The following is a 15,497-nucleotide window of genomic DNA, read 5'->3' as shown; positions in this document are numbered from 1 at the left end:
CGGTCAACCGCAGCATCTTGAGGACCGTCGTGTCCACCGTGGGACCCGTCGCATGGTCCTTCGCCGGTTGGTCCGTTTTCCGCTGCCTGGACGCAGCTTCGCGCCTTTTGGTCTTACGAAACCCAGAGCTCGCTCGCACCTGATCGTGTGCGAGATCGTCGAGGACCTCACCGCGGAGTTAACCGCGCGCGGCGGTACGTGCTCGAGCCTCGTGCCGCCGAACCGTCTGGGCGATAGGCGGTGCCATCACCGACTGCGTTTCGGTCTGGGCCGATTGAGTGATCCGTGGCGTCGTGGCTCACGAGTGGTGATCGTGTCAATAAGATGTAACGTTGTGTGGATTGCTGATCGCGACCCGTTCTTCTCGTGCGCCGCCCAGGGGGCGTGAGTGAGTGCCGAGGAAGCGCAGCAGCAAAACGCCGCGCTGCCGGTACTTGATCTTGTTCGTGTAGGGGCCGGCGCGGGTCGTGCGGGTGAATGGACGTGTCCGTCGTCGTTGGGGTGGAAGTCTCGGCCGAGGTCACCCTCGGTAAGCCGCTTTCCCTACGAGCGGTTGGACGATTTCGTGCTTCGCCCGGTGATGGCGGCCCTGGACAAGGTCGAGTTCGACGAGTCATCGGCGGACGAGGCTATCTCGGAGGTCCAGCGTTTGGGCAAGCCGACGCATCCTGGGATCAGCCGGTTTGCCGAACACGCGACGCACATGTACCTTGCGTCGCGCCGGCGACGTGAGGTCAATCTGAGACCCGTACGCGAGTTCTGGGTGGCGCAGCGGATGACGACCTCGGTGATGTGGGAGCTGTACGCCTGGGGTCGCCGGTACGAGTCGACGGACGGCCGGCTACGGGAGTTCCGGTTTCTGCGGCTGGGCGACGTGGCGACTCGCGAGCGGGACCCGACCCAGATCGCCCTCGCGGCCTACGCCGCCGCCTTCGGCACGCCAGCGTCCTGGCCGGATCCGTGGTCGGAACCCTTCAGCCCGAGCGGCCGCGCGGGCGCGGAGCGCGTGCGGGTGGTGGACGTCGGGTTGCTCGATGGCTCGATGGAGCCGTGCTTCGATGGCACGGCGGAGGAGGTCGAGGAGTATTTCGCCGAGCACGGCCGGCGCCAGGTCAGCACGATCGTGGCGGGCGGTGACGCGGTTCCGGGCTCGGGGTGCGCCAGCTGCAAGCGAGTCACGGTGTGCGACGGGCCGGTCCGGACTCCTGGGCTGCTAGGACTCGCCCCGTCGCAGGGGCCGTTACGGACGGTGTCAATCAGCGGGCTTCGGTACTACCGTAAGTGTCCGGCGCAGGCGTACCTGCGTTCGGTTCACCTGCCGCGGGCGTACGAGTACAGCGCCGAGGCGGAGCTGGGGCAGGCGGTGCATGCGTGGCTGGAGGCGGCGCACGAGGCTCAGCCGACCCCGTGCGGCCGAGATGATCTGCCGGTGCTCGGTTCGAGTTGGTCCGCTGGAAAGTGGGACGTTGCGGCCGGCGAATTGGCGGACGCCGGTATCCGCATGCTGGCTCATCACGTCGAGGTGTGCCCGTTTCATGATGCGCCGGAGATCGATTCGGTCCAGGTCGAGCCGCGGTTGACCTTTGCTGACACGACGGCGCGCGCGATCGTGCTGGCAAGGCCTGATCTGGTGTACCGGGAGGCCGGGCAGTGGGTCTGGCGCGAGCTCAAGACAACCCAGAAGGCGCCGGAGTCGTTCGGCGACCCGTTGCGGAAATTCCCCCAGCTCGCGCTCGGCGTGGCGGTGCTGGCTGCCGGCGGGCTCGGTCCCGGCGGCGCGGGCCGGGTCGAACTGGAGATCTTGCGTCCGACGGGTGCGGAGATCGTGCTGATCGACCCCACTGACGACGAGCGGGTGGAGACGGCTCGCGCGGTGCTGCGTGAATGGGCCACCGCGTGGCGTGCGGACCACTCGTTCGAGGCACGAGCGAGCCGAAACTGTCGGTGGTGTCCGGTATCACTGTGGTGTCCGAGCTACCCCGGCCCGGACGGGAACGGGAAGGACCACCCCAGTGGTGCCGCGTCAGCAACAGCAGCCGAGAGCTGAATCCGTTTTCGAGGGCGAGCCCCTGGTGAGGATGGTGGCCAGCGCCATCGTGCGGCTCTCGCAGCAACAGGATCCGCAGGAGCCCGTCTACGACGCCACGGTGCAGAACACCTACAACCAGCTCGTGTTGCTGTGCCTGCGGAAAGGACAGACACCGCCGGCGAGCGTGCCGGAGATGGTGCGGTGGGCGGCACAGCACCCGATCGGTGAGGAACCGTGGCCATGGACGCTGCCGGATGACTTCGACGGCGGCGGGGCCGTGCTGGTCGACGACCAGACGCACACGCCGACCCAGCAGTGCTGGGAGTGGCGGGTCGCGGCGCGCGACGTCGCCGCCGAACAGGTCGAGAACCAGCTGATGCTGACGGCGATCGCCGAGTGCCGGGCCGCGAACGCCCCCGAGTCCTACACGGCGTTCCGTCGGCTGCTGATCCGGCAGCCGGTGCTGACCGGTGCCGAACGCGCCGCGATCGCCGACGACGACCTGGACCTGGAGCTGCTGCACGACACGATCAAGCGCTGCTATGAGCCCGCGCCGGCGTCGTACCTGCGCGACGGCGCCTACGCACTGTGCGCGCGGTGCGGGTGTCTGCTGGCGCCGATCGGCCGGGACCGCTACGTCTGCGAACTGGACCGATGCCAGCGCGACCAGCATCCCCGGGTCGGCAAGCTGGTCGAGGCGCGCCGGGGTGGTGGCCTGTACCAGCTCAACCGGCCGATGCGGATGTTCATCACCGGCCCCGGCCTGGCGGAGACCGATCTCGAAGCCGAGCTGCTTAAGCGCGGGCTCCGCCCGCAGATGTGGCCCAACTTCGACGCCTACGACCTGCGCATCACCCTGCCACGCGGGCGCGTGTGGGCGATCGACGTGAAGGACCGGGCCAACCCCGCGCTGCTCGGCCGCGGCGCTGCGCCGCTGCGGCACGACCCGCCCTACGACGAGGGTTTCCTGGTCGCGCCGCAGTACCGATTCGACGAGCGCGAGGACTACGGCCGGGTGTTCGCCCATCACCGTCCCGACGAGCTGACCGGCAAGGTCGACCTGATCTCCGACCGCGAGCTCCTGGCCCGGGTGGATCGAGAACTGCGCCGCGCCGGCCGCAGCGAAGTCACCGCGAAGATTGAGGGGGCAGCCAATGCGTGAACGGAGTGGATGGCACGCTCGTCTGCTGGGCCAGCTCACCCCGGTCTGGCCGGAGACTCTCTCGGATTTCCGGCCGGGGCAGATGCTCGACGTGGAGCTCGGGCTGTACCTGCTCTGCTCGGCGGCGCCAGGGCACACCGCGCAGGATGCCTGGACCCTGTTCGGCGGCTACCCCTACAGCGAGGTGTTCGGCGCCCAGGCCGCCGATACACACCTTCGGGTGATGCACGGCCGGCACTACCTGTGGGACATGCGCCGCCGCCGGGAATGGATCCGCGCGGTCGAGGCATACCTGCGCGTTCCCGAGGAACTCCGCGGCTACCGCCTCGCCGGCATCGACAGCGCACCGGAGCAGCGCGAGCCCAGCCGCGCGGCGGACCGGTTCGAGGTGTATGAAGCGCTGCTGACCACCCCGCCGGCCTTCGCTCGCCAGCCGCTGCCGCTCGCGGAGCCGGGTGAGTACGAGTTCTATGTGCGCGACCGGCGCTACTCGGTCACCTTCCCGGCAGAGCTGCTCGCGGACATCCCGGCACCAATCGGGCACGACCTTGACGGGCTGCCCCCGTGCGGCGGCGCGCCGGTGGAGGTCACCTGGGAGCAGCTGGAAGACGCAGCGGCCAAGATGGACGCGATCGAGCAGAACCTGCCCGGCAAAGCCAACGAGTGGGCGCGTCGCCTGCGCCGTGTGCAGCTGCTGATCCGCGACGACGCCCGCGGCAAGTTCGCCGAGCCCCAGGATGGGCGTCTGCGGGTCGATCGGCTGATGAATCTGGTCGGCATGGTGGGCGCCGGCAAATCGACGCTGCGCGACATCCTCGCCTTCTGGGCTGCCACCGAGACCGGACGCCGCATCACGATCGTCGTCGGGGACGTCGCCGAAACCCTCGCGATCGTCGACCAGTTCACCCGCCTCGGAGTCGACGCCGCCCCGGTCCTGGGCCACTCCACGCGCGAGCGCAACCTCGAACGGTTGCACCGCCGCATGGCCTCAGCCGGAGCCGACACCATGCTCGGCCACGACCACCCCAGCTTCGACTACCTCAGCAGCGCCTGCCCGCTGGACGCGCTGCGCGGGGTGGAAGCACGCCAGCCCCTGCGGATCGCCGAAGCACCCTGCACCGCGCTCTACCCCGTCCAGCGCCCCGATCCCGACGCGGACGACCTCCTCGTCACCGCCGGAAACGACACTGCCCGTTCGACCGGAACCGGGCGCCGGAAGCGGCACGGCTGCCCCCTGTGGACGGTGTGTCCCCGCCACCACGGCGCCCGTCGCCTGGTCGATGCCCAGATCTGGGTCGCCACCCCGGCGAGCCTCGTCCACAGCGGTCTGCCGCCGACTCTGCAAGCCGAGCGTCTCCGCCACCTGGAGGCAGCGTGCCGGCTGAGTGACCTGGTCATCGTGGACGAAGCCGACCGCGTCCAGATGCAGCTCGACCGCGCCTTCGCCCCGGCCACCACGCTGGCGGGCCGGTCGCCGAACTCGTGGCTGGACGAAGTCGCCGGCCACAAGGTGGCCGAGCTGGCTCGCCGCGGACGACTGCAGCTGTCGGCCCAGGACGTGGACGACTGGACTGGCGCCATCGACACCGTCTCGGCGGCCACCGATCGGCTCTACTCCCTGCTCATCGGCACTCCGCCGCTGCGCAGCTGGATCACCGCGGACTACTTCAACGCGATGACGCTGCATCAGTGGCTGATCCGCTCCTGGTTTCCCGACCTCATCGGGCACAACGACGACGATCCCACCGCGGCCGGCCCCTTGGCACCGGGCCGCGACCAGCGGCAGGCCCGGATGGATCATGTCGAGGCCGTCCTTGACCAGTTCCGCGACGACCCGCTGGAGGAACGGACACCTGGGGATCCGGCCGATCGGGTCACGCCTGCGGCGAACACCCTGGTGCACCTGACCTTGCAGCTGCTGCACGCGCACCGCGACTCCTTGATCCGCCAGCGGCTGCGGGAGGTCCTGCTCGAGCTCGTCGAGCATGACCCTGCCATCGCTGACGACCTGGAAACCCATGCCAAGCGCTTCGAGCTCACCCTCATCCTCGCGGCCCTGCACCATCGGCTGGACCGGATGACGATTCTGTGGCCCCGGGTGGAGGCCGCGCTCAACCTGGAAGCCACGTCCAACGTGCTCTCCCGGCGCCCGCCCAAGGACTACGAGCCGGTCATGCCGGAATCGCCCATGGGCAACGTCCTGGGTTTCCAGTTCCAGCTCGGTGAACGCACCGCCGACGGCGACCAGAGCGGGGAGCTGCGGTTCTTCCGCTGCAGCGGCGTCGGCCGCGAGCTGCTGCTCGGCCTGCCCGACCTGCCCATCGTCGACGACCGGCCTGGGCCGAACGTGCTACTCATGTCGGCGACCAGCTGGGCCGGCACCTCCACCCGCTACCACGTTCACGCCCCGGTCGACGCCGTCCTGCGGCCGCACGATGACGAGGTCACGGCGATCCTGGACACCACGATGCGGACGCAGTTCCTGTACTGGCCCGGCACCACGCCGCCCAGGCCGCTGAGGCTGTCCGGAAGCGGCCCGGACGATCGAGAGAAGGTCCTCGAGCAGATGCTCAATCAGCTGGCGATCCCGGACCGCAGCCTCGGCGACGCACCGAGCATGCTCGACGCGGAACTGGCCGACATCGACGACCCGGACCGGCGCCGGATCCTGCTGCTCGTCGGCAGCTATGCCGAGGCCAAGCACGCCGCGCGGCATCTGGACAGCATCCCGGAATGGAGCGGTCGGGTCACGCAGCTCGTCTCTGACGACGCTGATCTCGACAACAGCTGGATGGTGCTGCGCCGTGGCGAGCTGACTAAGTTTCCCGATCTCGGCAGCGAAATCCTCGTGGCGCCGCTGCTGGCGGTCGAGCGCGGCCACAACATCGTCCTGCCTGGCGGCAAGGCCGCCATCGGCAGCGTCTACTTCCTCGCCCGCCCGCACCCCAGACCGGACGACATCGCCCTGGCCATCCACGCGATCAACGACTGGGCCGTTCGCCAGGTCCGTAACCCTGCCCGCACCTTCCACACCGACGCCCGCGCCGCCGGCACCCCCGACCGGGCGGCGCTGGCGTTCCGCAGGCGAGCACGCCAGGAGTGGAACCGGTTCCTCACCCGCCAAGTGGCGTGGAGCAGCCTGACCCCGACCGAGAAGATCAGCTTCACTTGGGACCAGCTGGTCGTCATGTGGCAGGTGATCGGCCGGCTGGTCCGTGGCGGTGTCTCCGCCCGGGTGGTCTGCGTCGACGCGGCCTTCGCGCCCCGCCAGGCCGGATTCCACGCCGCCGACACCCCCGACACCAGCCTGCTGGCCAGCATGCGCGCCGTCCTCCACCCGTACTTCACCGACGACTCGACGACCACCCCGCTCGACCGGTCACTCGTGCAAACCCTCTACGAGCCGCTCTACCGGGCGCTCGGCGACCTCGACTGACCCGCGACCACGACAGGGAACCCCATGGTCTTCAACGAAATCCAACCCGCCGCGCTCATCCCCGACCCCGACAACGGGCCCTACGAGCTCGACCTGCACACCCTGGCCTTCCCCGCGGCGTGGCGCGAACCCGTCCTCGACCTGTACAAGTTCGGCACGTCCGATTCAACACAGGCCAAGATCAAAGAAGTGCCGATCAGGTCGCTCAACTCGCTGATCCGCACCGTCGCGCCGGACCTGGTCACCGTCGACGCCAACGCCTCCTTCGACGCCACCGAGCCCTGGCTCTACAGCCGGACCGACTACCCACCGCGCATCCTCGCCCGGCTGGTGCACGCCTGGCTGCGCAACCTGCAACCCACCCCCGAGGGCTTCCAACGGTTCCGGGAGACCGCGCGGAACCTCGACGTGGACTCCTTGTGCTGGCAGTCGGAGACGGTGGACCTGCTCGAGCACGAACTCTCGCCGGGCGGCACCTGCGTCCCAGCTTCACGGCTCTACCGGGTCCTGCCGGAGATCTTGGCCGACCGCATCGCCGCCCAGCCGGCTTACGAATTCTGCGGCGAACACGTGAAGTTCCACCGGGTCGCAGTCGACGCCCGCGCGAACGGCGCCGAACTGATGTCCTGGCCGCCGCTGAAACACACCACCAAGGTCACGGACAAGGACGCCCGCAACCGCTACGGCAGCCACCGGGACTGGCGGTATTCGGCGGTGATCAGCGTCTCGCTGCGCACCGTGCCGTTCTCACCGATCCCGCGGATCTACCTGAGCACCCGGATCCGACGATGGGTCGCCGGCCAGGTGTCGATGTCCGGGACCCAACGGGTGTCGGCCTACCTGCTCACGAAGGAACCCTTCATCGAAGACGGCCAGCAGCCCGGCCGGTTCGCCGTCGCCCAGTTCGCCTGGAACCCCCGCACCCGCCAGATCGAGTGGGTCCAAGGGGGACCGGAGGGCATGCTTGCTCGCGTCGGCGCCATCGACAACCTCCCCGCCGCCGACGTCTTCGCCAAGGAAGCCGATACCTGGATCGACGAACGAGACGGCATCCAAGGCGCCGCCAGCTACCACACGATGATGGGCTGGCATGGTGTCGGCGCTGGGCTCATGCCCGCCGAACGACGCCGGCTCACCGAATGGGCCGCCGCCGCGCTCGAGCCCGAACTCATCCCGGCGCCGGTCCTGGTCCGCAGCAAGGTCAAGCAGAACCCGGCGAAGGTCCTCACCCCGAAAGTGCCTGTTCCGAAGCAGAACGCAACCGACGAAGACATCGAACAGGCCGTCGCAACGAACCGACTCATCGACTTCGACAACTCCGTGCGCCGCCGCGAGTACGCGGCACTCGCCCTCGACGGCCGGGACCTCACCGCCGTCCTGTTGTACCAGTCCAGCCATATGCGGAACCAGCTTATTCAGGCCGCAGAAGCCAGCCTTGGGCTTGCCGACTACCGCGAAGCGGCTGGCCCGGACGTGTGGAGCTGGAACGCCCCCGACCTCCGCGTGCGCATCCACGCCCGGGAACTCGGCGCGCTGGGAGCACCACTGGGCCACAGCGAACGAGCGCCACGGAAAGGCCAAGAACACATCGACGCGATCGGTCACCGCCGCTCCGCCGTCGCCGCCCACCTACGCACCCTCGCCACCGAACTCGGCGAGGCAACCGTCATCACCTTCGTCGAGCTCGACGGGCGCGACAAGTTCAAGCCACGGACAACCGACCCGAAATTCGCCATCCGGCTCGGCTGCGCCGACGCCGGCATGGTCAGCCAATTCTTCACCCCAGGAAACCCGAACGATCCCGATGACGATGCGGAGTTCCGCGTCGCGGCGGCATGGGCCGACGGACTCCGCCAGCTCGGCATGCGTCTCATCCCCGAACACACCGTCGGCGACAAGATCCCCGACAGCCTCAACCAGCTCGCTTTCTGGATCGTCAAACGCCAGGCAACCGGGGAGACACATCGGCCACAATTCACGCCGGTCGCGGTCCTCATCCGCCCCGGGCAGAAGTGCATCCTCGGCCGTACACCTGAGATGACCGAGTGGGTCCCTTACCCGCAGCTGCTCGTCGCACTCACCGGCCAGGTACGCCCCCAAGACCTCGCCACAGCTGACCAGCAGACCAAGGCCGTCGCCGCCTTCGTCCAGAACACGATCTACGCCATGCGCGGCACCCCCACGCTCGTCGTCACTCACGCCCAGAACACCCGCAACCGGTGGCCCTGGCTGACCAACAGCGGCCTCATCGCCGACCGCATCAAGCTCGGCAACGGCCCGGCCCAACGCATCCGCCTCTTCGGCTCAAACCTCCACATCGCACGCATCGCCACCAACGACCGCGACGAGACCCCTCAATGGTGGGCGCCAAAGAACGACGAATCCGGCGGCATCAGCAAGGGACTGTGGAAGCTCGCAAACGTCGAAAAGAATAGCCCCGTCTTCTACAGCACGAGCGACAAGAGTGGAACCCACACGCTGTCGGTGGAAGCAACGAAACTCACTCACCGAATCAACCCGAAAGGGAAGGAAGAAATTCGTCCGGACAAGAACGCCTGGAACCCAGAGCTCTTGGAAATTACCATGATTGGCTTCTCGGATGCTGTGGAAGCAGAACATTGGGCCATGTTCCTGCACCAGCAGCGATCTGCCGAGGACTATCGTGACGCACTCGCTCTTCCCCTGATTCAGCACATCGCCGAACTCACCTCCCAGTACGGACTGCCGCACGACGACGAACCCGACGACACGCCGGACACCCAACCCGATCAAGCCGGGGCGACCGCAGCCGGCAGTTAGACCTGGTCTCGAAACTCGGCGTGTCGCTAGGTGAACCAACGGCCCGCCCGTGGCTCCGCACCGCTCGCCTGTGGGGCCCGGCCCGACGGACCGGAGGTCTGTCAGGGAGACTGGGGGCCATTGCCCGCCTTCTCGACCTGGAGCTTTTGATGCCGCAAGGGACCGTCCGTTGGTTCGACGCCGAACGGGGTTTCGGCTTCCTCGCGCCCGAGGACGGCTCGCCGGACGTGTTCGTGCACGCCTCCGAGATCGTCGGGGACGGCGGCGCGAGAGTGCTCCGCGAGGGTCAGTCCGTCGTGTTCGAGGTCGGCGAGAACGACCGCGGGCCCCAGGCGCTGCGCGTTCGCGTCACCGCCGATGCGGCCACCGGCAGCGCCGTGGGCCTGCTCGGCACCATCAACTGGTACGAGCCGGGCAAGGGGTACGGCTTCGCGTCGCCGGACGGCGGCGGCGCCGACGTCTTCGTGCACAGCTCCGCCATCGTGACCGGCGGCGTGGTCACCGAGGGGCAGCGGGTGGCCTTCCTGATCGTCGAAGGCGAGCGCGGCCCGCAGGCCGGGCACGTGATCCCGCTGGGAGCAGGGGCCGGCGCACCCGCTGCGGCTGGTGTCGCGGACGGTGCCGACGGCACGGTGGCCTGGTACGACGAGGACAAGGGCTTCGGCTTCATCAACCCCGACTCCGGCGCCGGGGACGTCTTCGTGCACGCCCGGGCCCTGGCCGAGGGGCTGACGTGGCTCGCGGAGGGCGACCGCGTCGCCTACGAGGTGGCCAGTGGAGACAAGGGCCCGCAGGCTCGCGACGTGCACCTGGTCCGGGGCGCCGAGCCCCAGGCAGCGCCGCGGCGGTCGGCACCTGCCGCGGCTGCGGGGCCGGCGGCGCGGGACGTGCCCGTACGAGGCGGCGAGGGCGTCGTCGCGCGCTACGACGGCGACCGCGGCTTCGGCTTCATCACCCCGGACGCGGGCGGCGACGATCTCTTCGTCCACGTGTCCGTGATCATGGGGTCGGAGCCGCTGCAGAAGGGTGACCGGGTCCGGTACGCGGTGCGTCAGAGCGACCGGGGCCCGCAGGCCGACCGCATCGAACGCCTCTGAAGAGGCGGCCCCACCGATGGCTGATCACATAGTTTTTTGACCAGGTCTAAGCAGTCAACGGTCAGCTTCAAACCCATGCGGACAACACCACCAGTCCCCGCTGACCGTGAGGAACTGTTCGACCAGGCGCCCGGGCGCCCAGCCGCCGCCCACGCCGGCTGCGCGCACCCAGATCGGCGTGTCCTTGCCCCAGCGCATCCGCCGCGGCGGGAGGACCAGGGTCATGTCGGCCTCGACGTCGGCCGGCGGCTGCTCCCGGGTCCGGATCGCACCTTCGGCACGGCGGCGGGCCTCGGCCGCGTAGGGCGCGAGCCGGCGCGGTCAGCCTCCGCTCCTGTGCCAGCTGCTCCCGCGCCTAGGCAACCTGCTTGGCGGCCGCGCGGGCCTTTGCGGCACGCCCAGTTTCTCGGTCGATCTCCTCGCGCAGTCAGGCGATCTCGTCCTGCAGGGCGCGTTCAGCTCGTCCTTGCCGTGCCCGGGCGCGTTTGCCGCGCGTCACGAGCCTGCCTCGCCCTCGGCGTCATCGTTGCTGTTGACAGCGTCGGCGAAAGCCGCCATCGCGGCCAGGAAATCGTTCTCGACAACCCGGCGAGCTGCGTGCATCCGCGGGGCGTTCTCCCCGTGCCCAGCCACCTGCACGCGGGTCCACAAGCGGCCCACCCGGGCCGCGAGTTCCTCCGCGTCGGATACAGGCCAGGTCGATCTCCCGGCGCGCAGCGTTCATCTCCGCCGACATCTCCGCGTCCCGATCGCGGCGAGTCGCGGCTATCTCCGCCCGCACACGACCAAGAGTGGCTGCGGCCTTCTCGTCCGCGTCCCGTTGTGCCCGTGGTTGACCGCCGCAGCGTGCCCGCACTACACCGAGACGGGGGCCTTGCCGATTGCGATCTATGCCGGACAACCGGAGCCCGGCGATGCCCTGATCACCGTCACACACTGTGCTTGCGCAGCGGCCAATCAGCTTCCCGCCAGGTGGCCGCAAGTGGGAACCGCAAGTGGGAACCGCAAGTGGGAACCGCAAGTGGGAACCGCAAGTGGGAATCGGAATTGGCCAGAGACAGATTTCGGTGACGGCATTCCTGTCATCCATCGTCAGCTCTCCGTGCCGGTGGTTTCCGTTTTCGGCCTGCTCGCATCCCCGGTGTCGGGAAGTTCCTCCGGCGGTGCGCCGATCGACGGCAGAGCGGTCATGGGCGGCAACTGCGGCGGTTCCTGCCCGTCGGACCCGGGGCGGAAGAGATTGCGCAGGAACATCACCGACGCGCTGGCCGGTGCGATCACGGCAGCTGGCACGGTGACAGCCAGCCCGAGCGGGGCACCCTCGTATACGAGGATGAGAACCGCCGTGACGAAAACGAGCACCAGGCCGAGGAACACGTACACCAGCCACAGTTGCGAAGGCGATGGTGAGCGCCGCCCTGGGTCAGGAGACATCAGAATCCTCCAGCATTGATCTATTGTGTCGGCGATTGGAGGGCGTCACGAGCGTCGTACTTACGGTCAGACCGCGGCTGGCAATAGTGTCACTGACCGGTTCGTTCTCAATGATCGTCGTACTGCTGTCTCTAGAGCCTGATCGGTTGCCGTGTTGAGTTGGTCCGCCCGGGAGAGATACGGGCCGGACAGGGCCCGCATGACCACCCGTTCGAGGGCGACATCCTCGGCGGTGTCCGCCGCCGGGTCCGGATTGGGAGTGCTGTCGGGCTCGATCAGCGCCTCCCGCAACCGATTCAGGGCCGGGTGGTCATCGCCGAAACGCTACAACACCGTCTCGATGGCCAGGCTGCGTACCCGTTTCACACGGTCACGAACCGGTGACTGTGCGTCGATTCAATGGTCGCTTCCACCACCCGGGGACGGTCGGGGCCAGCAGCACCTTCGCCGTCAGCCGTTCGCCGCCGCCGGTGACCAGCCCCGCCCACCAGCGCAGCCAGCGCGGCCCGAGCTCCAGCACGGGCACCGGCACCGCGCCCGCCTTCAGCTCTTCGCTGCCTTCGGGATCCAGCCACCCGTCGAGGAGCTCCCAGTGGTAGCGGCGGTTCGAGCGGAGCCTGCCCCGCACGGTGACGAGCGCGCGGTGCAGTTCGAGACCGCCGCGCCGCCAGAGCCGTTGCGGTATCAGGTTCACGATGGCGACCGGCATCGCGCGTGCCCCCAGGGCGAGGACCGGCGAGGCCAGGTTTCGGCGCCAGGCGTCGCCGACGCCGTCGGTCAGCACGAGCATCAAGCGGCTGCCGGAGGGGTCGAGCAACTCGGCCGGGCTGCGGGCCGGGGTATCGGACGTGCCGCCGCGCAGCACCGGGCCGAGGACCGTCCCGTCTTCGGCGTACCCGGCCTTCCTGGTGTCCAGCAGGCGAAGCTGCACGGACCGGAAGGCGCCCAGCCGTTCCAGGAGCGTGACGAACTCGGTGACGGTCGAGCGCCAGAGCGCGAGCGACGGCGCAGCGTCGATGACGACGGTCAGGTCGAGCCACCGTCGTTTGCCCGGGGCGGTCCCTGCGCGCCATCGCCGGGTTCGCCGCGCGGGCCGGGTTCACCTGGACCGGTGGCCGGAGCGCCGGCCGTGTCGGGCGGCCGGCGCGCGCTGACCGGCGCCGGATCCGGGGGCTTCCCCCGCATCACCGATGCCAGCAGCCGCGCGTCGGCGAGCTCTCGCCACGTCAGGTCATGGCCGTCCGGAACGCCTGCCGGTCCGCCCGCCATGTCACGACACCAGGGAGTTCAGCTGGCGCCACAACGCGTCGACAAGCCGCGGGAATGAGTGTGTGCTGCGGCAGTTCCTGCAGGAAGCCGTCGACGCCGAACCACAACGCCTAGCGCCACCCAACGACGGTTCGGTCCGGACGAGCGCAAAGTCGAAGGCGAACGTCGCTGGACGCTCAGGGGCGCTCACCTCTGAGGTCGCCAAGCCGCACGTGACGGAGTGTCGAGGCCGTGCCATCTGCAGGTCAAACCTCGACACGGCATGTCGCGAATGGTCACTATGACGGAGCGACGACATCGCGACGCCTTACCGAATGGGACGTGATACGGCCGTCGCGGATGCCGTTCCGCCCGTCCTGATCCACAATCCCGTGTCCGAGTTCAGTCCGGGCGCGGCTTGGAGATCCGGTACCCGATCCGATTTCCGGGGCGCCCCTCGGACTCGATCAGTGCCGGCCTGGCGAGTTTCATGCGCAGGGTCGCGACGTGGACGTCGAACGAGCGGTTTCCGCCAGGCCACGGGCCGTCCAGAGCTCGGTCATCAGATAGTCGCGCGAACACGTCTGCTCACCCAACCACAGCGGCTTTGGGTGAGCACGCCTTCCTTGCTTCCCGCCACGGGCCTTCCCAGGGCGTGGACGGAAGCGGGTCCGCTCTCAGGCCGTGGTTCGGACCGTGATCGAGCGGCCCGGCGGAACAACGACGACCACCTGCTGATCGGCGCCGACGGTGAGCACAACGTCGTCGATGACGGCACGGCGGCCCTCAGCGTTCTCCTCAACTGGGACGTCACCGCCGGCAACGACCACGGTGTCGACGAACCGCACGGGCCAGGCATCCCCCTTCGCACCCCACGGCTTCGCAGGAGTCGGCTGACCCACCAGATGAGCCCAGGTGCTCGAAGGCTTGCCGGTGAAGGTCACCTTCTTGTCGTCGTCGCGGGTGTGGCCGGTGATGTCATACGCGACAACCACGGTGTTCTGGTGCACACCGAGCAGCACGTCGCCGTAGCGCCTGAGGTTTTCCTCGGCAATCGGCCAGGCGCCGAGAGTGGCGTGCTCAGGGGTCATGTGCTTGGCCTGGACGTGTGGCCAGGTCTTGTTCAAATGGACAGCGATCACTGGGAATCTCCTCATCTGACAGTTATGACCATCTAGCGATGACTGATACCTAGAAGAGTACAACTCTTCTAGGTATAATTGCAATACTTCGAGCTCCTTCTTGGGGAGCTCAGACTGCAAGGCGGCGCGAGCCCGCGCCGCCGGCTACGCCCTGATGATGGCGCCCAGACTCAGCCGACGTCGGGCGCGCGCCTTCTGGTCGCGGTCGGCTACCTCGGCGGTGTGCCCGCCGGGTAGCAGCCAGTGCAGCGATCAGCTCGCCACCGGATGGACCCACCCAGCCGTCCCGGAAACCGGCGACACCTCCGAAGGCTCCCGCGGGACCTTTATCTCCTCCTGCGCCGCCTCCTGCTCGAAAACTGAGTTCTGCCACGGAGTTTGAGCCAGAGCCAGTTCAGACCGTCACAATCACCCACACAAGCGCCGACATGGCCAACGCACGGTCGCCATGCAGGGTGGCCAGCGCTTTGACTGCCTCGTCTCCGTAAGGAGCAGCGTCCGGGTGATCCTCGCTCACCGGACGTCCGCCTGTATTCGCGCCCGCGGATCCGTGACCGGGATGGGGACGGTAACTGACCAGCGGTCACCGTCCGGGGAATGGCTCGTCACCCGTCCGCCGTAGCCGGACTCAGACAAGACCTGGGCGACCTCGGTGATCGTTGCGCCGCGATCGCTGGCTTTCAGCCGGTCGCTGCGCAGACGGACGAGACCGAGCAGCAGCCGCAGAATGCTCCGCGGCCGCGGAATCCGGACGACGTCGATCTCCGAATCGATCATCTCGATGGGACCCGCCAAGGTGGGACCTCCCTCCAGCTCGTTGCCTGATACTCCGCCGAGCGGGCCTGCCACGATGAAACTCGGCAAGAAGACGGATGGCGTCGTGTTCCCCAGCGAGGCGAGCGGCGTCCGGTGCGCGAGTGCGTGCCGAGCGACTGGCCTTGGCAACGGTGCGGCACTGCTGCCAGGTCAGATCGTCCCCAGCAAGACGCCACATCGCGCACTCTGGCCGTCGAGCCGTTCGCCTCGCCGGCCCACCGGATCATGCCGACGATCGGCTCGCCCTGGTGGTCGAGCACGGGTTCGGGCACGGCCGTGCCGGGGATGAGCATGCCGACCGCGGGCAGCGCCGCGACTTCGGGCAGCAGCACCC

The 15,497-nt window shown here is 68.6% G+C and carries 10 protein-coding genes; 5 read left to right on the top strand and 5 right to left on the bottom strand.

What is annotated here, in order from left to right; genetic code table 11:
- Positions 1-388 precede the first annotated feature (388 nt).
- The 5 genes from ACWEVP_RS37360 (at position 389) to ACWEVP_RS37340 (ending at position 10,523) form a co-directional block, all read left to right on the top strand.
- Complete coding sequence (locus ACWEVP_RS37360; RefSeq protein ID WP_452067288.1) at positions 389-2,047, top strand: PD-(D/E)XK nuclease family protein; 1,659 nt, start codon at positions 389-391, stop codon at positions 2,045-2,047.
- Positions 2,013-3,191 (top strand): pPIWI_RE_Y domain-containing protein, encoded by a 1,179-nt coding sequence (locus ACWEVP_RS37355; RefSeq protein ID WP_452067287.1) that lies wholly within the window; start codon positions 2,013-2,015, stop codon positions 3,189-3,191. The genes ACWEVP_RS37360 and ACWEVP_RS37355 overlap by 35 nt, the downstream gene beginning before the upstream one ends.
- Positions 3,184-6,627, top strand: coding sequence for a pPIWI_RE_Z domain-containing protein (locus tag ACWEVP_RS37350; protein WP_452067286.1), 3,444 nt, complete (start codon positions 3,184-3,186; stop codon positions 6,625-6,627). Before ACWEVP_RS37355 ends, ACWEVP_RS37350 begins: the two co-directional genes overlap by 8 nt.
- A 24-nt stretch (positions 6,628-6,651) precedes the next feature.
- Positions 6,652-9,426, top strand: coding sequence for a pPIWI_RE module domain-containing protein (locus ACWEVP_RS37345; protein ID WP_452067285.1), 2,775 nt, complete (start codon positions 6,652-6,654; stop codon positions 9,424-9,426).
- A 149-nt stretch (positions 9,427-9,575) separates the two neighbouring features.
- The gene (locus ACWEVP_RS37340; protein WP_452067284.1) at positions 9,576-10,523 is read left to right on the top strand and encodes a cold-shock protein; all 948 of its coding nucleotides are present in this window, start codon (positions 9,576-9,578) and stop codon (positions 10,521-10,523) included.
- A gap of 54 nt (positions 10,524-10,577) precedes the next feature.
- Here the strand turns inward: ACWEVP_RS37340 and ACWEVP_RS37335 are convergent, their stop codons facing one another.
- The 5 genes from ACWEVP_RS37335 to ACWEVP_RS37315 form a co-directional block, all read right to left on the bottom strand.
- Positions 10,578-10,748 (bottom strand): hypothetical protein, encoded by a 171-nt coding sequence (locus ACWEVP_RS37335; RefSeq protein ID WP_452067283.1) that lies wholly within the window; start codon positions 10,746-10,748, stop codon positions 10,578-10,580.
- Positions 10,749-11,615: 867 nt separating this feature from the next.
- Positions 11,616-11,906, bottom strand: a complete 291-nt coding sequence (locus ACWEVP_RS37330; RefSeq protein WP_452067282.1) for a hypothetical protein — start codon at positions 11,904-11,906, stop codon at positions 11,616-11,618.
- 421 nt (positions 11,907-12,327) lie between these two features.
- Entirely contained in the window at positions 12,328-12,975 is a 648-nt protein-coding gene (locus ACWEVP_RS37325) for a hypothetical protein (protein ID WP_452067386.1), read from the bottom strand.
- 907 nt (positions 12,976-13,882) lie between these two features.
- Positions 13,883-14,347 carry a hypothetical protein gene (locus ACWEVP_RS37320; RefSeq protein WP_452067281.1) on the bottom strand — a complete coding sequence of 155 codons (465 nt, stop codon included), beginning with the start codon at positions 14,345-14,347 and terminating at the stop codon, positions 13,883-13,885.
- 513 nt (positions 14,348-14,860) lie between these two features.
- Positions 14,861-15,142, bottom strand: coding sequence for a hypothetical protein (locus ACWEVP_RS37315; protein WP_452067280.1), 282 nt, complete (start codon positions 15,140-15,142; stop codon positions 14,861-14,863).
- Positions 15,143-15,497: the final 355 nt, after the last annotated feature.

The sequence above is a fragment of the Amycolatopsis sp. NPDC003865 genome (assembly GCF_053605345.1).
This window is presented reverse-complemented; position numbering and strand designations above follow the sequence as displayed.